At 60.0% G+C, this 18,808-nt stretch carries 18 protein-coding genes; 12 read left to right on the forward strand and 6 right to left on the reverse strand.

Annotated elements, in window-relative coordinates:
* Positions 1-12: 12 nt before the first annotated feature.
* The 8 genes from ACP90_RS07040 to flhA all read left to right on the forward strand — a co-directional run bounded on the left by ACP90_RS07040 (position 13) and on the right by flhA (position 8,986).
* Positions 13-672, forward strand: coding sequence for a flagellar hook capping FlgD N-terminal domain-containing protein (locus ACP90_RS07040; RefSeq protein WP_022998158.1), 660 nt, complete (start codon positions 13-15; stop codon positions 670-672).
* Positions 673-1,053: 381 nt separating this feature from the next.
* Entirely contained in the window at positions 1,054-1,329 is a 276-nt protein-coding gene (locus ACP90_RS07045; protein WP_022998157.1) for a DUF1153 domain-containing protein, read from the forward strand.
* 311 nt (positions 1,330-1,640) lie between these two features.
* Positions 1,641-3,254, forward strand: coding sequence for a flagellar basal-body MS-ring/collar protein FliF (fliF, locus tag ACP90_RS07050; RefSeq protein WP_031268276.1), 1,614 nt, complete (start codon positions 1,641-1,643; stop codon positions 3,252-3,254).
* 2 nt (positions 3,255-3,256) lie between these two features.
* On the forward strand, positions 3,257-4,303 hold the full coding sequence (fliG, locus tag ACP90_RS07055) for a flagellar motor switch protein FliG (RefSeq protein ID WP_022998155.1): 1,047 nt from the start codon (positions 3,257-3,259) through the stop codon (positions 4,301-4,303).
* A 38-nt stretch (positions 4,304-4,341) separates the two neighbouring features.
* The gene (locus ACP90_RS07060; protein ID WP_208984228.1) at positions 4,342-5,034 is read left to right on the forward strand and encodes a FliH/SctL family protein; all 693 of its coding nucleotides are present in this window, start codon (positions 4,342-4,344) and stop codon (positions 5,032-5,034) included.
* The gene (gene fliN, locus ACP90_RS07065) at positions 5,031-5,366 is read left to right on the forward strand and encodes a flagellar motor switch protein FliN (protein WP_022998153.1); all 336 of its coding nucleotides are present in this window, start codon (positions 5,031-5,033) and stop codon (positions 5,364-5,366) included. The genes ACP90_RS07060 and fliN overlap by 4 nt, the downstream gene beginning before the upstream one ends.
* A gap of 12 nt (positions 5,367-5,378) precedes the next feature.
* A complete protein-coding gene (locus ACP90_RS07070) occupies positions 5,379-6,731 on the forward strand; it encodes a sigma-54 dependent transcriptional regulator (RefSeq protein ID WP_062487576.1) in 1,353 nt (450 codons plus the stop codon).
* 77 nt (positions 6,732-6,808) lie between these two features.
* Positions 6,809-8,986 carry a flagellar biosynthesis protein FlhA gene (flhA, locus tag ACP90_RS07075; protein WP_062487578.1) on the forward strand — a complete coding sequence of 726 codons (2,178 nt, stop codon included), beginning with the start codon at positions 6,809-6,811 and terminating at the stop codon, positions 8,984-8,986.
* A 67-nt stretch (positions 8,987-9,053) separates the two neighbouring features.
* Here flhA and ACP90_RS07080 read toward each other — a convergent pair whose 3' ends face one another.
* Entirely contained in the window at positions 9,054-9,329 is a 276-nt protein-coding gene (locus ACP90_RS07080; protein WP_022998150.1) for a hypothetical protein, read from the reverse strand.
* Between the two features lie 149 nt (positions 9,330-9,478).
* Positions 9,479-9,754 (reverse strand): hypothetical protein, encoded by a 276-nt coding sequence (locus ACP90_RS07085; RefSeq protein ID WP_062487580.1) that lies wholly within the window; start codon positions 9,752-9,754, stop codon positions 9,479-9,481.
* 144 nt (positions 9,755-9,898) lie between these two features.
* On the opposite strand from ACP90_RS07085, the gene ACP90_RS07090 reads away from it, so the two are divergent.
* Positions 9,899-10,510, forward strand: coding sequence for a GNAT family N-acetyltransferase (locus ACP90_RS07090; protein ID WP_062487583.1), 612 nt, complete (start codon positions 9,899-9,901; stop codon positions 10,508-10,510).
* Between the two features lie 58 nt (positions 10,511-10,568).
* Here ACP90_RS07090 and mtnA read toward each other — a convergent pair whose 3' ends face one another.
* Entirely contained in the window at positions 10,569-11,675 is a 1,107-nt protein-coding gene (mtnA, locus tag ACP90_RS07095) for an S-methyl-5-thioribose-1-phosphate isomerase (RefSeq protein ID WP_062487584.1), read from the reverse strand.
* 230 nt (positions 11,676-11,905) lie between these two features.
* Between mtnA and ACP90_RS07100 the strand changes: the two genes are divergently transcribed.
* Complete coding sequence (locus ACP90_RS07100) at positions 11,906-12,487, forward strand: hypothetical protein (RefSeq protein WP_023014621.1); 582 nt, start codon at positions 11,906-11,908, stop codon at positions 12,485-12,487.
* 104 nt (positions 12,488-12,591) lie between these two features.
* On the opposite strand, the gene ACP90_RS07105 is transcribed toward ACP90_RS07100, so the two are convergent.
* Positions 12,592-13,530, reverse strand: a complete 939-nt coding sequence (locus ACP90_RS07105) for a metallophosphoesterase (protein ID WP_055655953.1) — start codon at positions 13,528-13,530, stop codon at positions 12,592-12,594.
* 532 nt (positions 13,531-14,062) lie between these two features.
* On the opposite strand from ACP90_RS07105, the gene ACP90_RS07110 reads away from it, so the two are divergent.
* The gene (locus tag ACP90_RS07110) at positions 14,063-14,548 is read left to right on the forward strand and encodes an NUDIX domain-containing protein (protein ID WP_062487586.1); all 486 of its coding nucleotides are present in this window, start codon (positions 14,063-14,065) and stop codon (positions 14,546-14,548) included.
* Positions 14,549-14,625: 77 nt separating this feature from the next.
* On the opposite strand, the gene ACP90_RS07115 is transcribed toward ACP90_RS07110, so the two are convergent.
* Entirely contained in the window at positions 14,626-15,600 is a 975-nt protein-coding gene (locus ACP90_RS07115; protein ID WP_062487588.1) for a glutathione S-transferase family protein, read from the reverse strand.
* Between the two features lie 376 nt (positions 15,601-15,976).
* On the opposite strand from ACP90_RS07115, the gene ACP90_RS07120 reads away from it, so the two are divergent.
* Complete coding sequence (locus ACP90_RS07120) at positions 15,977-16,489, forward strand: N-acetyltransferase (RefSeq protein WP_062487590.1); 513 nt, start codon at positions 15,977-15,979, stop codon at positions 16,487-16,489.
* A 235-nt stretch (positions 16,490-16,724) separates the two neighbouring features.
* Here ACP90_RS07120 and ACP90_RS07125 read toward each other — a convergent pair whose 3' ends face one another.
* Complete coding sequence (locus ACP90_RS07125; protein WP_062487592.1) at positions 16,725-18,800, reverse strand: hypothetical protein; 2,076 nt, start codon at positions 18,798-18,800, stop codon at positions 16,725-16,727.
* Positions 18,801-18,808: the final 8 nt, after the last annotated feature.

Consider the following 18,808-nt stretch of genomic DNA (forward strand, 5'->3'; position numbering starts at 1 on the left):
AGGAGTGAAAAAATGACAACCGTTTCTCCAACTTCCTCTGCATCGTCGCAGACCGGCTCGGCAACCAGCCAGGCCGGCCTCATCGCCGATTACGAACTGTTCCTGAGCATCCTGACGACGCAGATCCAGAACCAGGATCCGCTGGATCCGCTGGACTCGGCCGAATACACCAATCAGCTGGTTCAGTATTCGAGCGTCGAGCAGGCCATCAAGCAGAACCAGAACCTTGAAGAAATCATTGCCTCGCTGACGAGCAACCAGAGCATGAGTTACGTCAGCTATATCGGCAATGAAGTGACTGCTGATGCTTCCACGACGACCCTGTCGGGCAGTCAGGCCAGCTGGAGCTATAATGTGGCGGAAGATGCGACTGGCACCTTCGAGATCCGCAACACCAGCGGGTCCATCGTCTATAGCGGTGACATCGAGCTGGCAGCAGGCGACGGCACCTTCTACTGGAACGGGCAGACTGATTCCGGCCAGCAGGCCGTGAACGGGCTCTACACCATCTCCTTTAATGTGAAGGACGCCTCCAGCCGGCCGGAAACCGTCAAGACGACCGTATCGGGCATCGTCGACAGCGTGGACTGGTCGAGCGGCGAAGCGGTGCTGAAGGTTGGCAGCCAGGAGTTTCCGGTCAGTTCCGTGGTATCGGTCGCCCGGCCGTCCTGATCAGCCACACAAACAAATTTTTTGAAAACCGCTCCGGATGCCTCCGGGGCGGTTTTTCGCGTTTTCTAGATGTTTCAACGGGCTGAGGGTAATCCGCGGGACATTTGCCGGCACAAAAAACAAGAATGAAGTGTGGCCGGAGGAGGGGTGCAATTTTCAGGTTAATCGAATTGCCTTGCAAATTGCACGGTCAGGTAAATATGGTTAACGATTTCATATAATACTATTTAGAATTGGACCCTTTATCTTTGCGAAATCCTAAATATCATTCACTAAATTTAGATTTTATAGTTAATAAAAACACAATTTTGCTTTAGGCGTTTGTTAAGCGTCATCTTGTAGTCTCAAATCAGCCTTGGTCATGGTTAGTGTGAGAGTACAATGACCGAACACATTCGTTCGCGTGTAAAATATGTCATCGGACCGGACGGGAGCCCGCTTACCATTGCGGACCTGCCTCCGACTTCGACAAAGCGGTGGGTCATCCGCCGCAAGGCAGAGGTGGTCGCCGCAGTTCGCGGTGGCTTGTTGTCCCTTGAAGAAGCGTGCCAGAGATACACTCTGACAGTTGAGGAGTTTCTCTCCTGGCAAAGCTCGATTGAAAAGCACGGTCTTGCCGGGCTTCGAGCGACCCGGGTCCAGCAATATCGAAATTGACCCGGAACACGGTTTCTGCAATGCGCCGGTGGGGCGCAATCAAAAGGTCGGCACTGCCGGCCTTTTTTATTTGTCTTGCTGTCCGTACGGAACTTATCCAAAAATTAATGAGGTAGGCAGTTTTTCCCCACCTCAGTTGCAGTTTGCATTGATCGAAATGGCGGAAACCCGCCGATCCGCCCCTATTGGAAAGGTTTTGTTAACCACTTGTTAACCACCTGGGCGGCAAATTTTGCCCATCGAAGGTGTGGCGTGCCCAGCCGACTCCAATAATAACGGCAGGGGCATGTTTCAAATGCGGGCGGGCATTCGTGAACGGACTTGTAGAATTCATCAGAACCTTGGGGGCGGCACGCATTGCTGCAATGGGGGCAGTTGCCGCCATCCTCGTCGGCGTCTTCGCCTTCATCATCTTTCGGGTGACGGCACCCCAGATGACGACACTCTACAATGAGTTGACCCTTGAGGATTCCGCATCGATCGTTTCCCAGCTGGAAAGCCAGGGCGTGCAATTCGAGATCGCCCGTCAGGGTGCCTCGATTCTTGTTCCGAACGAGCAGGTCGCCCGCCTGCGCATGCAGCTTGCCGCTGAGGGCCTGCCGACCGGCGGCTCTATCGGCTACGAGATCTTCGACCGTTCAGACACTCTCGGCGCCACCAGCTTCGTTCAGAACATCAATCACCTGCGCGCCATGGAAGGCGAGCTGTCACGCACGATCGGCTCCCTCGACCGCATCCGCGCCGCCCGCGTTCACCTGGTTATCCCGGAGCGTCAGCTGTTCCAGAGAGACCGCCGTCCGCCGTCCGCGTCCATCGTGCTGAACGTTCGTGGTGCTCTCGGCCCGGGCGAAATCCGCGCGGTCCAGCATCTGGTTGCCACCGCGGTTGACGGACTTGAGCCCGACCGCGTCTCGATTGTCGACGAAAGCGGCCGTCTGCTGGCTTCCGGCGCGGGCAACGACGAAGACGGCCTGATGACGAATTCGCTGCAGGAGCGGACTGTCGAGGTCGAAGGCCGGCTGCGCAACCAGATCGAGGAAATTCTGAACTCCGTCGTCGGCCCTGGACGGGCACGGGTTCGCGTCAACGCGGAAGTCGACTATAATCGCCTGACGGAAACCACCGAGACCTTCGATCCGGACGGGCAGGTGGTGCGTTCGACCCAGTCCAAGGAAGAAGCTTCTTCCGCCGTGTCCCGGAACGGGCAGGTTACTGTTGCCAACCAGCTTCCGAACGCCGATGCTGGTCAGGGGCAGGCAGAGCGCGACACGTCGTCCATTACCGAGGAAATCGTCAACTACGAGATTTCCCACTCGACCCGGACCGAAGTTGTCGAAGCTGGTAAGATCAAGCGTCTGTCCGTTGCGGTGCTGGTTGACGGCACCTACCAGCCGGATGGCAATGGCGGCAGCACCTATACACCGCGCGCCCAGGAAACCCTGGACCGGATCGCTGTTCTGGTACGCTCCGCAGTCGGTTTCGATGCCGAGCGGGGCGACGTTGTGGAAGTCGTGAACCTGCAGTTCGCCCTGCCGCCGCAGGACGACCTGCTGGCTGAAAGTGACAGCCTGTTCGATTTCACCCGCAACGACATCATTCGTTTTGCCGAGCTGGGTGTTCTGTTCCTGATTGCCGTGATGCTGCTGCTCTTCGTGGTTCGCCCGCTGCTACGCCGCATCGTGACACCGGAAGAAAAGCAACCGCAGGAGCTGATGATCGGTCCGGATGGGACACTGGTGGTGGAGACGGAAGTGCCACAGGAAGAATCGGCTGAAGACGAATTCGTGATCGAATGGCTGGAACAGGCCAAGCAGGAAGGGGCCATGCAGGCAAGCTCGATTGCCAAGGTAGGCGACATGATCAAGGACCATCCGACCGAAGCGGTGACCATCGTTCGCGGTTGGCTGGATGAACAGGCGGCCTGACGGTGAGCGATCAACTCCAGAAACAGCTGCAGGTCAGCGCGGACGAAGAAGAGCGCGAGCTGAAGGGAGCGGAACGGGCAGCCGTTCTGCTTCTCGCGCTTGGCGAGTCCCATGGCGCGCCGATCTGGGCAAAGCTTGACGAGATCGAGGTGCGCCAGGTTTCGGCCGCGATGGCCAACCTCGGTCCGGTCACGCCGAACATGCTGGAGAACCTGTTCAAGGATTTCGTGCGCCGCGTCAGTTCCAAGGGATCACTGACAGGGAACGTCGATGCGACCGAGCGGCTGCTGGCCAGCTTTCTGCCGGGCGAGAAGGTCTCCATCATCATGGAGGAAATCCGCGGTCCGGCCGGGCGTAACATGTGGGAGAAGCTCTCCAATGTGCAGGAGAACGTTCTCGCCAACTATCTGAAGAACGAATATCCGCAGACGGTCGCTGTGGTGCTGTCGAAGATCAATTCCGACCACGCGGCACGGGTGCTGGGCATTCTGCCGGAGGAACTGGCGCTGGAAGTGGTCAGCCGCATGCTGCGCATGGATGCCGTCCAGAAGGAAGTTCTGGAGAAGGTGGAGCAGACGCTGCGCGTGGAATTCATGTCGAACCTCACCAACACCTCGCGGCGCGACAGCCACGAGATGATGGCGGAGATCTTCAACAATTTCGATCGGCAGACCGAAGCCCGCTTCCTGGCAGCCCTGGAAGAGGACAACCGCGAAGCTGCCGACCGCATCAAGACCCTGATGTTCACCTTCGACGATCTGTTGAAGCTGGACGCAGCCAGTGCACAGACACTGCTCAGGCACGTCGAAAAGGACGCCCTGGCCATTGCACTCAAGGGGTCCACGGATACGGCAAGGGAATTCTTCTTCGGCAACATGTCGTCGCGCGCCGCAAAGCTTCTGCAGGACGACATGGATGCGCTCGGACCCGTGCGGTTGCGTGACGTGGACGAAGCGCAGACCGGCATGGTGAACAAGGCCAAGGACCTGGCAGCCAAGGGCGAGATCATGATCTCCAAGTCCAAGGGCGAGGATGAAATTATCTACTGATGCGGCAAACGGCAGGCACTTACAGCAGAATGGGACGCATGACCAACCCATCGAAATTTCTGTTCAACGTCGACTTTTCCGAGCCTGAAGAGCCGGAAGAGGTCGCTCCCGTCGAGCCGGAGATACCGATGATTCCGGTCGCCCAGCATGAGGAATTGCTGAAGAAGGCAAGGGCCCAGGCTTTCGAGGAAGGCCGGGTGAAGGCGCTTCAGGACCTGCAGACCAAGCAGGAGACCTTGCTGACGGCGGAAGTCAATCATCTGGCCGGGGCGGTTTCGCGGGTGCTGGAGACCCTGGACGGGCAGGTGGCGGAACGCGAGAAAGATGCCATCAGTCTCGCTTTTCTTGTGGCCAGGCGTCTGTGTGCCCATCTGATCGCACGCCAGCCGCTGGCCGAGACGGTGGCTTTGGTGTCAGAATGCCTGGGACCGCTGCGCAAGGCGCCGCATCTCGTCATCCGTATCGCCGAGAAGGATGTCGAGGCGCTGAAGGCCCAGGTGGATCCGATCATTCACGAAAAGGGCTTCGAAGGGCGGCTGGTCATCCTCGGCGAGCCGGAAATCGGCCGCGGCGACTGCCATATCGAGTGGGCCGACGGCGGTATCAGACGCGACCGCAAGGCGATCGAAGCCGAAATCGATGCCAGCATTCGTTCCTACCTGCGAGGGCGCAGTGCGGAAAGACGAGGCAAAACCTCCGACACGTCGGCGGAAAAGGAAACTGACGCATGAGCGACGAGCAAGATCACAATATCCCGCTCGACGAGCTCGAGGCGCCGCAGCGCCGGCTCGACGATGGCGAAATGCATGTACCGCAGTCCGCGGCTGACCTTGAGGCCGTGTTCGATGTTCCCGTGCGCATTTCCGCCGTTCTGGGGCACTCCAGAATGCATGTCTCGGACCTGTTGAAACTGGCATCCGGAACGGTTCTGGAACTCGACCGGAAGGTGGGGGAAGCCATCGATATCTATGTGAACGACCGGCTGGTCGCCCGCGGCGAAGTCGTCCTGGTGGAAGACAAGCTCGGCGTGACCATGACTGAAATCATCAAGACGGATCGATAGGGAAAGTAACGGATGCGGCTGTTAATTGTCGGAACGCTCGGCGGTCAGCTGACGACGGCTTCCAAGATCGCGATGCAGGGCGGGGCCCAGGTCACCCATGCGGACGATATCGAAGGTGCCCTTAGGGTGCTTCGGTCCGGGCGCGGAGCGGACCTCCTGATGGTCGAGGTTCATCTCGACATTGCCGGGCTGATCCAGAAACTCCAGAACGAACGCGTGCATGTGCCGGTGGTGGCCTGCGGCGTGGAAACGGATGCACAGGCGGCGGTGTCTGCCATTCGGGCAGGCGCGAAGGAATATATCCCGCTGCCGCCCGATCCGGAGCTGATCGCAGCCGTTCTGGCGGCTGTTGCCCAGGAACGCGGCGACCTGATCTACCGGGACGATGCCATGGCATCGGTGGTCAAGCTTGCCGAACAGGTCGCGCCATCTGATGCCTCGGTGCTGATCACCGGTGAATCCGGCACGGGTAAGGAAGTCATTGCCCGCCATGTGCACAAATGCTCGAACCGGGCCTCGAAGCCGTTTATCTCGATCAACTGCGCGGCCATTCCCGAACATCTTCTGGAATCCGAACTCTTCGGCCACGAGAAGGGCGCCTTCACCGGCGCGGTCGCCCGTCGGATCGGCAAGTTCGAGGAAGCCGATGGCGGCACGCTGCTGCTTGATGAAATTTCGGAAATGGACGTTCGCCTGCAGGCCAAGCTCCTGCGCGCCATCCAGGAGCGTGTGATCGACCGCGTCGGCGGCACGCGCCCGGTTCCTGTCAATATCCGCATCCTGGCAACGTCCAACCGGGATCTTGCCGAAAGCGTGCGTCAGGGCCATTTCCGCGAAGATCTTCTGTTCCGCCTCAATGTGGTGAACCTGAAGCTGCCGGCTCTTCGCGAGCGGCCGGCGGACATCATGGAACTCGCCCTGTTCTTCATTAAGCACTACTCGGAAGCCAATGGTGTGCCGGTTCGGCCACTGTCCGTCGAGGCCCGTCAGGCGCTGATGTCCAATCCGTGGCCGGGTAACGTGCGCGAACTGGAAAACACCATGCACCGCGCGGTGCTGCTGGCTTCGGGTGGTGAAATCGGCGTCGAGGCGATCCGCATGCCGGACGGCTCGCCGCTGAGCGTCTCCAAGGGCGCTGCGGAGCGTGCGGCGCAGACGGCCGAAGCCGTGACGCGATCCTTCGTCGGACGCACGGTTGCCGATGTCGAGCGTGATCTCATTCTCGACACGCTGGATCATTGCCTGGGCAACCGGACACATGCTGCAAAAATTCTGGGTATTTCAATCCGGACGCTGCGCAACAAGCTGAATCAATATACCGATGAAGGAATAAGCGTTCCGGGACCGGGCGAAGCCCGGGCCTGAGCGCACCGGCAGGAACCATAACAAAGGCCCCGTCCGTTGATTGACCCGGGCGGCGGTTACAGGAAACCAGACCACAAATGTCGGACACGGCGGCAGGCGAACAGCGCAGACCGGAAGGCCCCTCAGCGGAGCAGCAGACGGCTGCGCCCGCCGCGGCTACCGGCCTAGCCGCTTTCCCCTTCCTTCAGGAGGTGTTTGACACCCTTCGCCGGGGTGACGTCGGTCTGGCGACCGGCATTCTCGTCATCCTGACGCTCCTGATCCTGCCGATGCCACCGGTGATGCTGGACACGTTCCTGGCGGTCTCCATCATCTTTTCCGTCATGATCCTCATGACGGGCCTGTTCATCCAGCGGCCGCTGGAATTCTCGTCCTTCCCGACAGTGCTGCTGATTGCGACCATGCTGCGGCTGGGGCTCAATATTTCCTCCACCCGGCTTATCCTGGCAAACGGGCATGAAGGCACTGCGGCGGCGGGCAACGTCATTCAGTCCTTCGGCAATCTCGTCATGGGCGGGAACTTCGTCATCGGGATCATCGTCTTCGCGATCCTGGTGATCGTGAACTTCGTCGTCATCACCAAGGGTTCCGGCCGTATCGCGGAAGTCGCGGCACGCTTTACCCTGGATGCCATGCCGGGCAAGCAGATGGCGATCGATGCGGATCTGTCCGCAGGCCTCATCGACGAAGCCGAAGCCAAGTCTCGCCGCAAGGCGCTCGAGGACGAAAGCGCCTTCTTCGGGGCCATGGACGGTGCGTCCAAATTCGTGCGCGGCGACGCCATTGCCGGCCTTCTGATCACCTTCATCAACATTCTCGGCGGCATCTTCATCGGTGTTGCACAGATGGAGCTGACCTTTACCGAGGCCGCCAACAACTACACGCTGCTGACCATCGGCGATGGCCTTGTCTCCCAGATCCCGGCGCTGATCGTTTCCACGGCGGCCGGCCTTCTTGTTTCCAAGGCAGGTGTGCATGGCGCTGCCGACAAGGCGCTGACCAGCCAGTTCACCGGCTATCCGAAGGCACTCGGCATGTCGGCCGCGGTTATGGTGATCCTGGCGCTGCTTCCGGGGATGCCCATGGTCCCGTTCTTCGGTCTTGCAGGTCTTGCCGGTTACCTGGCCTTTTCCGTCGGGTCGAAGAAGAAGAAGGCCGCGGCAAAGGCCGAGATGGTCAAGGCCGTGGAAGCTGCGCCGAAGCCGCCGCCAGAGCCGCCGATTACCGACGCCCTGAAGATGGACGAACTGCGGATCGAGCTCGGCTATGCCCTGTTGCCGCTGATCAATGGCAAGGCAACGGGCGACAACGATGTTCTGACCGAGCAGATCAAGGCATTGCGCCGCCAGATCGCGGGCGACATGGGCGTGATCATGCCGCCGGTGCGCATCCTCGACAACATTCAGCTTGGCGCGAACGATTACGTCATCAAGGTGAAGGAAGTCGAAGCCGGCCGCGGCGTGCTTTACCCGAACCACTTCATGGTCATGGATCCGGCCGGTGGGCAGGTCAAGCTGCCGGGCACGCACACCACGGAACCGACGTTCGGCTTGCCGGCAACCTGGGTGGAGGCCCAGTACCGCGAGGATGCTTCCCTGCGTGGCTACACCGTGGTGGATCCGGCAACCGTTCTGTCCACACATCTGACCGAGACGATCAAGGCCAACATCAGCGAACTCCTGACCTATGGCGACGTGCAGAAGCTGCTCAAGGAGCTGAAGGGCGAGCAGGCCAAGCTGGTCGAGGACCTGATCCCGTCGCAGATCACCGTGTCCGGTGTCCAGCGTGTGCTGCAAACCCTCCTGGGCGAGCGGATTTCGGTTCGCGACCTCGGAACCATTCTGGAAGGCGTGTCCGAAGCAACCGGCATGACCCGCAACACGGACACCATTGCCGAGCACGTGCGCACCCGTCTTGGCAGGCAGATCTGCGCCGCCAATCTGGCGCCCGGCGGCTATCTGCCGCTGATCGCGCTGTCGCCGCAATGGGAGCAGGCTTTCCTGGAGTCCATCATCGGCGAGGGGGACGATCGCCAGCTAGCAATGCAACCCAGCAAGCTGCAGGAATTCGTCGGCAGGGTCCGCGATGCGTTTGAGCAGGCTGCGCAGCAGGGCGAGGTCCCCGTGTTACTGACATCGCCGCAGACCAGGCCGTTCGTTCGCTCCATCGTCGAGCGTTTCCGTGCCCATACGACGATCATGAGCCAGGCGGAAGTTCACCCGCGGATCAAGCTCAAGACAATCGGTTCGATCTGAGGCGGGGCAATCATCAGTGCGTTCAACAAGACTCTGTTGAACGCCCGCTGATGTCATGCCCGGTGTGCTAGACGACCACGTTAATCCTGGCCATGGCAGCGGTCTGACTGGCGTATGTGCCCAGCCGGCCCTGGTTCTGCAGGACAAACAGCGAATTGGCCTGAGAGGCCTGCGTGTTGATCGATTGCATCACGTAAGCGAGGTTGTTCAGCTGGTCGATACGCTTTGCGGCTGTCTGGCGCCGCTTTGTCCAGGCCTTGTTGTAGTCGGCCAGGGACACCTTGCGACTGGAGCTGAAACGTTTGGAATAATCTCGTTGGAAGTAGTTGCCGACCTTAGCCATGCGATTGCCTTTTCAAAAGACTGAAACAGCATAGCTCCCGAAGGAATGAACAAGCTCTTAACGCGCATTTCTGCACAAAACGCTACGTAACTTTTTTCGAGAAAATATCATTTTCCCGGGCCTTTGCTCAGTGGTTTATCCGGGAAAATCTAGACGAGCACGTTGATGCGGGCCATCGCGGCGGTCTGGTTCGCATAACCACCCAGCCGGCCTTGGTTCTGCATGACAAACAGCGTGTTTGTCTGAGCTGCCTGCGTATTGATGGTCGCGAAGGTGGATGCCAGGTTCCGAAGCTGCTGCATTTTCTGCGACGACGCCTGACGGCGCCCGTTCCAGGCCTTGTTGTAGTCAGACCAAGTTGACTGCCGCTTCGTGCTGAAAGTTTTGTGGTAGTCCCGCTGGACGTAGTTTCCGACCTTTGCCATGGCAGCTCCTTCCTGGAGATCTGAACAGACTGTGTGAGAAGATGGTTAACAAGCCCTTAAATCAGCGCAATGTGCACAGGGCGGCTTGGCGACAAACGTTCCAGCTGTTAAGCCCGGAAAAACACGCGAGATTCTGGAGTTTTCATGTCGACGCAAGCGCTTAACCTCGATGGCTACACGGATATTCCGGAGGGCAAGGTTGCCTTCGTGGTCACGTTCCTGGAAATGCTTCAGGCACCTGAACAGCCTCTTGCGCCATCACGCAGCGACGTGACATTGCAGCGGTGGCAGACGCCGGATCTCGACAGCTATCGCAAGCTTTTCCGGGAGGTCGGTGAAGACTGGATCTGGTTCGGCCGGCTGGTTCATGACGACAAGACGCTGGAGCAGTTGCTCGCCGAGCCTGCCCGCGAGAACTACCTGCCGATCATCGATGGCAAGCCGGTCGGTACGCTGGAGCTGGATTTTGCCAACCCGGAAGAGCCTGAACTTTCCTATTTCGGTCTGGTCCCCGGCGCGATCGGTGGCGGACTTGGCCGCTGGCTGATGGCCCAGGCGCTGGACATCGTCTGGTCACGCCCGGAAACGAAACGGCTCTGGGTGCACACCTGCACCGGCGACAGCCCGCAAGCGCTGATCTTTTACCAGGCCTGCGGTTTCAAACCCTACAAGCGCGCTATCGAAGTTGCCGAAGACCCGCGTCTGCAAGGACTTCTCGGCCGCAAGCGCGCCCCGCATGTGCCTGTCATCGAGTGAGGACGCGCCTCAGCGGGGTCTCGAAGCAATGGGGCTGCCTGCTCGCAAGCACACCCGTCTAGGCAGTTGCCCGAACCCGCTCCGGAAAGGCATCTGCGATGGCCTTGCGGTTTGCTTCCAGAACGCCGCGCTCGGTGATGAGGCCGGTCACGAGACGGGCAGGGGTAACGTCGAAGGCCGGATTCCCGACAGGAGATCCGTCTGCCACGATGTCTACAGTCTCGATCTCGCCGGCGCTGGTGCGGCCGGTGATGCGGCTGACCTCTTCGCCGCCGCGTTCCTCGATCGGGATCTGCCGGATGCCGTCCGACAGGGAAAAGTCGATGGTTGGTGACGGCAGCGCGACATAGAAGGGCACGCTGTTGTCCTTTGCAGCCAGTGCCTTCAGATAGGTGCCGATCTTGTTGCAGACATCACCAGTGGCCGTGGTGCGGTCTGTTCCGGTGATGACGATATCGACCTCGCCATGCTGCATCAGGTGTCCGCCGGCATTGTCGACAATCACCGTGTGCGGCACACCATGCTGACCGAGCTCCCAGGCGGTCAGAAAAGCCCCCTGATTGCGCGGTCGGGTTTCGTCGACCCAGACATGAACGGGAATGCCGCCGTCATGGGACATGTAGATTGGTGCTGTCGCGGTGCCCCAGTCGACGGTGGCCAGCCAGCCGGCATTGCAATGGGTGAGGATGTTGACCGGCTCACCGGCGCGTTTCAGCCGCGAGATCGCGGCAATCAGCTCCATCCCGTGCATGCCGATGGCCATGTTGATGGCAATGTCCTCGTCGCAGATGTCATTGGCCAGCTTGAACGCTGCTTCCTCGCGGATTTCAGGTGCCAGCCGGACCAGTGTCCGACGCGCCTTGTCGAGGGCCCATTGCAAGTTGACCGCTGTCGGCCGGGTTTCCAGCAGGGACGAGCAGGCAGCATGGAGATTGTCGTCTGAAGCGTCAGTCCGCATGGCCAGCGCGACGCCGTAGGCGGCTGTTGCTCCAATCAGAGGCGCGCCGCGCACCTGCATGAACCGGATCGCATGGGCAGCGTCTTCCATTGTATGCAGTCGGATGGTCTCGAACGTGTGCGGAAATCTTGTCTGATCGATGATCTCGACCGAGCCGCCATCTTCCGCCAGCCAGATCGTGCGATATTTCTTGCCGTCCACGTTCATGAGCGAAACTCCGCAATCGCAATATGTTTTTTGCATAACCCATGAACAGGCTTCAGGCCAGTCGCGCGTTACTGGCGTGACTGTCAAAAATACCTTAATCTCCGTTAACCATGTTTGGATCATTGCCAGTGGATAGCTCGCAGGTGGAGGCCATGCGGCTGTTTCACTCGGGATAGAGTCAGTTAAGACTTGATTCACCAACGGCAGTACAACGGAGTCACGTGTACCCCATGTCTGAAATGCAGGATAACGTTGTCCCACATACGCGCATGCGGTCCTTGCGCGATGCGATCCGGAAGGTTCAGCTTGGCGAAGTCGAACGATCGGACGTGGTTGTTGAACTCCAGGAGACCGAGCGTGCCCGGCTGGACATGCTTGCAGACGAACTCAAGGACGTTTTCAGGGAGATCCCGGAAGACGACGACCAGTTTTCCCTTCAGATCATCTCCGGTTCCACGCCACGGCTCTGGATCGATGCGACCAGCCATGTGGCCGTTGGCGGCGACAGGCGCACCTATCGGTTCCTGAAGGACACGCGCCTCGGCCGGGTGGTCATTCTGGAAACGGCCAACATCGACGACATGGCTGACTGCCTGACCGAATATATTGCCGAACGCGTGCTGGAGCGGGAAAAGGCGCTGGAAGGCGACTGGCTCAACAACCGGCTGCGGCAGGTCGCGCTCGACAGCAAGGTCGTGCGCGTCAAGGAAAGCCGTACACCCTGGATGGCGGTCGCAGGTGCCTTCGGGATCGGTCTTGCGGCGGGCGTCATCGGCCTCATCGTCTTTGCCTGGTTCGCCAATCCGCTCTAAGGCGGCTTTTGTGAAAGACGTCCAGCACTCTCCAGTGTCGGTCCTGCTTACCGCAAACCTGTGAGTGCCTTTCTGGGCAACTCGTCAGGCCTGCAGGAAGGGCCTCAGGGCCTGCCACCCGGAATGGCGACTTCTCGTTCCGCGAGCAGTTTCACCGGCTCGTCTGGCGCGGCAAAGCCATGCTCTTCCATTTGGCAGGACCAGCCCTCGTTTGTCTTTTCGATCCGGAACAGGTTGTAGCGCGCCGCCGGTTTCTTGCCGCCAGGCGCGCTTGTGGCAGATGGCACACCAACCACCGGGACGAGCCCGTCCGGTCCCTCGATATGCTCGAAACTGTCGACATGGGTGTGGCCGTGCAGGATCAGCTCGGCACCGGCTCTCTTGACGACGGCGCGCACCCTGGAGGCGTCCGACAGGCGCTTGTGCCAACGGGTGGCATGGGGGAACGGCGGGTGATGCAGCATCACCACGCGGAAGAAACCGTCCCGGCCAAGGTCGTCGAGAATTGCCCGCAGACGCTTGCTCTGCTTGCTGCCGACACGGCCCGTTGCGAACCAGGGGCCGCTGGCACGACCGGTCGTCACGCCGACAAGGGCGATGCCGTCCCGCTTGCGAACATAGGGAAAGGTTGCTTCCGAGTTGGTGCCGTTTGACGGCACATTGCCTGCGCCATCGCCGCGCATGTACGGCCACCATGCCGCACGAGCCCTGCGCACGGCTCCAGGCACATAGGCGTCGTGATTGCCCGGAACGACGGAGACATCCTCCGGCGGGCCGATATCTTCAAGCCAGGTTCGCGCACCGGAAATTTCCAGGGGCAGGGCGATATTCACCAGGTCGCCGGTGACGGCAATATGGTCGGGCGCCTGCGCCTGCATGTCATCGACGAGTTGTTCGAGATAACTGCCGCCCATGATCCTCGACCGGTTGCGGCGCCAGTTGAGGTAACCAAGGATCCGCTTGGAAAAGAGCTGCAGCAGCTTGGGGTCCGGAAGTGGGCCGAGATGAGGGTCGGAAAGATGGGCGAGCGTGAATGTGGACATGGTCGCGCATCTTCAAAACGAAAAGCGCCGCGTCAAGGGGAAATGACGCGGCGCTTTCAAGTGAGTTCAGGAACTGCCGGGAAACCGGTTACTTGACCGGTTTGACTGCCTTTGCGGCTTTCGGCGCTTTCTCGGTGTTATTGTCTGCGGAGCGCGTGGTTTCGCGCAGCGTCGCGCCAACAACATTCACGAATCCGAACATGGGTCTTCTCCGTACAGGTTCCTTCGACCGACCTTAGTTGGTCGGGAAAGTGGTCAGGGTTGCGACGATGCGCGGGTTGGTCAGGTCGATAGCCGGCTTCCACTGGTAATTGTTGCGGTTGCGGCGGCGTTTTCCAAACAGAGCGTTCAACATTTTATTTTTCCTTCAGGTTCGGGCGGTCAGAAGGGCTGCCCTCGAATTCATCAACTTGCCCGATATATATGCATGCGGTGCACAAAGGAGGAGCGTTATTCTCACGGGTCAGCCCTGCGGGGATTGCATGGGTTAAAAAAGTTTTATTTCCCCTCTGGATCCGGTAACGTCCTGAAAATGTTGAAGATATTATCAGTCTTGCCGAAGTCGGTGACCACACGCCTGATCCAGGGAATTGGACTTGTCCGAAACCCGTTCACGCTTGGGGTGCGCGTGATCGTTGAAGACCGGCACAGCCGGGTCCTTCTGGTGCGGCACAGTTATGTCACGGGCTGGTACCTGCCGGGTGGGGGCGTGGACAAGGGCGAGACGATGGAAGAGGCTGCCTGCCGGGAGGTTCTGGAAGAAGCAGGTGTCGTCTCGGTCAGCCGCCCGCAGCTTCTCAATATCTTCCTGAACCAAGAAGCGACAGGCCGGGATCATGTCGGCCTGTATCACATGCCCGAGTGGAGACAGGCCGACACCTTTCTTCAGCCCAATGCGGAAATCGAGGAAGCGGCATTCTTTGAGTTGGAGGCTTTGCCGGAGGGGCTTACGCGGTCCACAGCCCGGCGGCTTGACGAGTTTCGCTCCGGCCGCGAACCGGAAAGCGGCAAGTGGTGAGGCTTGCCACCCCCAGGTCGGTCATGGCGTCTTCCGAGGTAAGCCGTAACCGGCTCACCTGGAAGTTTCCTACATGATCAGGCAGCAGCCTTGAATCGCTCGCGGTCGTGAGGGCGAGTGAAATCCAGCGCTGGCCCGACTGGGACGATCCTGGTTGGATTCACACTCTCATGTGAGCCGTAGTAGTGCTGCTTGATCGTTGTCATTTCGACAGTGTCTGCAACACCCGGGACCTGATAAAGCTCCCGCAGGTAGTTCGACAGGTTCGGATAGTCGTCGATCCTGCGGATATTGCATTTGAAATGCCCGACATAGACCGCGTCAAAGCGTACCAGCGTCGTGAACAGTCGCCAGTCAGCTTCCGTCAGCTGGTCTCCGACCAGATAGCGCTGACGGGACAGGCGATCTTCCAGCTCGTCCAGTGCCTTGAACAGTTCCGTGACGGCTTCTTCATAGGCTTCCTGTGTGGTTGCGAAACCGGACTTGTAAACACCGTTGTTGACTGCGTGATAGACGCGCTCGTTGATACTGTCGATTTCGGTGCGCAAGGCAGTCGGATAGAAATCAAGGTGTGAGCCGGTCAGGTCGTTGAACGCCGAATTGAACATCCGGATGATCTCGGAGGACTCGTTGCTCACGATCGTGTTCTGGTGCTTGTCCCAGAGGATCGGCACGGTCGCACGGCCGCTGTAGTGCGGGTCGGCCTTGGTGTAGACGTGCCAGGCATATTTCGCGCCGGTCAGCGGATCGATCTCCGGAAACTCCCAGCCGTTCTCCAGCATGAGCGGTTGTACGGCGGAGACGGAAATCAGGTCTTCCAGTTTCTTGAGCTTTCGGAATACCAGCGTGCGATGCGCCCAGGGGCAGGCATAGGAAACGAACAGATGATAGCGATCCGCTTCAGCCTTGAAGCCGCCGTTGCCCGTGGGGCCGGCAGACCCGTCCGCCGTGATCCAGTTCCGAAATGCCGCGTCCTTGCGGACGAAGCGTCCACCGGTGGATTTCGTGTCGTACCATTTGTCTTTCCAGACGCCGTCGACCAGCAGTCCCATGATGCGCTCCCTTGTTGTGCTTCGTCTGGTTAGGTTGTGCACACAGGCGGAAAATCAATCAATTGAATGCTCTGTTCCGGCTCGGTGAACAATCAGCGGACTGGTGAGAACGGACAAAAAAGGCTGGACCGAAGCAGCCATTGCGTGGTAACCGCTTCTCCTCTTTCTGGAAATATCGGCTTTCGAACACGCTGATATCGCAACGAGACTGGGATAGATGACCGCAGGTCTTACGCTTCGACGACGAACCAGCCGACGAGATAACTCTCGTCCGCACCGTCGCGGCTGACCTGATCCTGGATCTTCCTTACGTTTTATCCAGGCACTGGCAGGCGCGCATTTCTCCAAAGACTGCATGCTTGCTGGAACCAGCCAAATGAAACAGACCACATGGGTCATCCGGCCCGAAGACGCGACCGACACCTCCGCAATTGACGATCTGCAGGCCGAAGCTTTCGGCCCAGGCCGGTTCGCGCGAACCGCTTTCCGGATCCGCGAAGGCGTGCCGCACCGTCCGGATGTCTCTTTCGTCGGCCTTGCGGGTGAGCAGGTGGCGGGGTCAATCAGACTGACACCGATCAGGATTGGCGACACCGATGCCCTGCTGCTCGGTCCGTTGACCGTATCTCCCGACTTCAAGAACCGGGGTCTCGGCAAGGCGCTTATGCGTACGGCGATGGAAGCGGCGGCTGCGGCCGGAGACAAGGTCGTGCTGCTGGTTGGTGATGCGCCTTACTACAGCCCCTTCGGCTTTCAGCAGGTTCCGTTCGGACGCATTACGCTGCCCGGGCCCGTCGACCCGGCGCGGCTCCTCGTCGCGCTGTTGAATGACGGCGACATTCCGAGCGGAATGGTGCACGGCGGAGCCTCTGCTGCGGTCGCTTCCTGAGGTTGTTTCTGCGTGACGCGGGGCGGGTTAACTGTGGGTGTGGCCCATCCTTCGAGACAGGCCTTCGGCCTTCCTCAGGATGAGGTTGAGGGGAAGCTACCGGCCTATCAATATTCTCTTCCTCATCCTGAGGAGGCCTTCAGGCCGTCTCGAAGGATGGGCCCCAAACACAACAGATCGGTTCGTACTTAGCTCAAGCGGATTGCCGACCGCCACAAGGGCGGTCGCACGAAAGCTACCGTCCTTCGCGATACCAGGTCAGGGACAGGGCACCCAGCAAGAGGGCAAGACCAAGCAGTCCGATCATCAGCGGATAGCGGTCGATGCCGTTGAGGACGCTCGCCTCAGTGGCCTTCAGCCCCAGCCAGCCATTGCCGGCGTAGCTCGCTGACGGACGCATTGAAACAATGCGTGGGACGGTCAGGTCTCCGCCGACATCCCGCAAGCGCTCAGACGCTCCACCCGTCGCTTCGCTGAGCGGGGCCAATGGCTCGGTGGTGGACAGAACGTCGGTATATTCACGCGGGTTCTGGGGCCCAACGTGGATCAGCGCGCTCATGTCGCCTTCGGTGACCGAGAACAACCCGGTTTCACCGGCAGGCATGCCGCCACGCCACAGGCCCGGTTCCTGTTCGGTCAGAACGATCTGCGACCGGTCGCCTGTCGGCGAGACGACCGTGACTTCCCCGACGGTCTCGCCCAGGGTCTGGCGTTCGATGACCAGTTCCGGTCCGCGCATGGATACATTCAGCGCTTCTTCTTCCAGATCCGGTTCCTTCATCAGCCAGTGGGCCAGACGGCGCAGCAGCGGAACATGCGGACCACCGCCTTCATAACCACGTGCCCAGAGCCAGACGTGATCGGACAGCAGCATGGCCACTCGGCCTTCGCCTTCGCGGTTGAGAACCAGCAGCGGCGTGTCGCTCGGTCCGGACATCAGCGTCTGGCCGGCGTCGAGTTCAGTGTCGACCACGCGGAACCAGCGGCTCCATGCGGGCGGGTCCTGTTCGGATCCGGGCAGCCCACGGGTGACCGGGTGGCGCTTGCCGAGGTCGGCGAGGGTGGCGTGGTAGGGTTGTTCGAGAATAGTGCCGGTCGGACGGGCCGGAAGAATCGGCGCCAGTGGCGTGCGGTAAAGGCTGCCACCTTCGGCGTAATCAGGACCGCCGGCCAGCAGCATTGCACCGCCATCGCGCACATAGCGGGCGATATTGTCGAAATACAGCATCGGCAGAACGCCGCGGCGCACGTAGCGGTCGAAGATGATCAGGTCGAATTCGTCAATCTTCACCGAGAAGAGTTCCCGGGTCGGGAAAGCGATCAGCGACAGCTGGTTGATCGGCGTTCCGTCCTGTTTTTCCGGCGGGCGCAAGATGGTGAAGTGAACCAGATCCACCGAGGCATCGGACTTCAGAAGGTTGCGCCAGGTGCGTTCACCGGCATGCGGTGACCCGGAAACAAGCAACACACGCAGATTCTCGCGGATGCCGTCGATGGTCACAACGGCCCTGTTGTTGAGCGTCGTGAGTTCGTCGGTCAGCGGCTCGGCGTCGAATTCGAAGATATTGTTGCCGCCATGGGCGATCTCAACCGGAATGTCGATCTTCTCGCCTGTCCGGGCCGTGCGTTCGGTGACGACATCGCCATCGCGTTTGACGGTCAGGCGCACCTGGTCGCCAGGTCCCGTGCCTCGGCCCTGGTCAACGACAGTCAGGCTGACCATCTGCTCTGAATCAACCAGGCCGAACCGTGGGGCCTTGTCGAGTACGATGCGTCGGTCCCGTTCATCAACCGTGCCGGTGATAAGGCCATGAACCGGGGCGTCGAACCCCAGGGCGCCTGCGTTGCCGGGGATGTCGTGGATCTGGCCGTCGGTCACGATGATCGCACCACCAACCCGATCCGGCGGAACGTCTGCAAGGCCGTTTGCCAGGGTCTGGAAGGCCTCGGTGCCATCGCCCGAACCGGAGTTTCGCGCTTCCAGAACGCGCAGGTCAAAGCCATCAAGGGCACCGATGCGGCGGGTCAGTTCTTCAACGGCCTCATCGGTTGTCGACTGGCGATCGGAGAGGCGTTGGCTCTGGCTCTTGTCGACGACAAGTGCAACGACGCTTGAGAGCGGTTCCCTGTCTTCCCGCTCAACAGCAGGGTTGGCCAGCGCCAGCAACAGCAAGGCCATTGTCAGGGTGCGCAGCAACCAGCCACGCAAATTCAGAAAGCCGGAAAAGGCGGTGAGAAGAACAGCGATAACGCCGCCTGCCACAAGGGCCCAGAGCGGAACGAGGGGATCGAAGGCGAGTGACCAGACCATCTAGTCTC

It is taken from the genome of Labrenzia sp. CP4 (assembly GCF_001579905.1).
Classification (GTDB): domain Bacteria; phylum Pseudomonadota; class Alphaproteobacteria; order Rhizobiales; family Stappiaceae; genus Roseibium; species Roseibium algicola.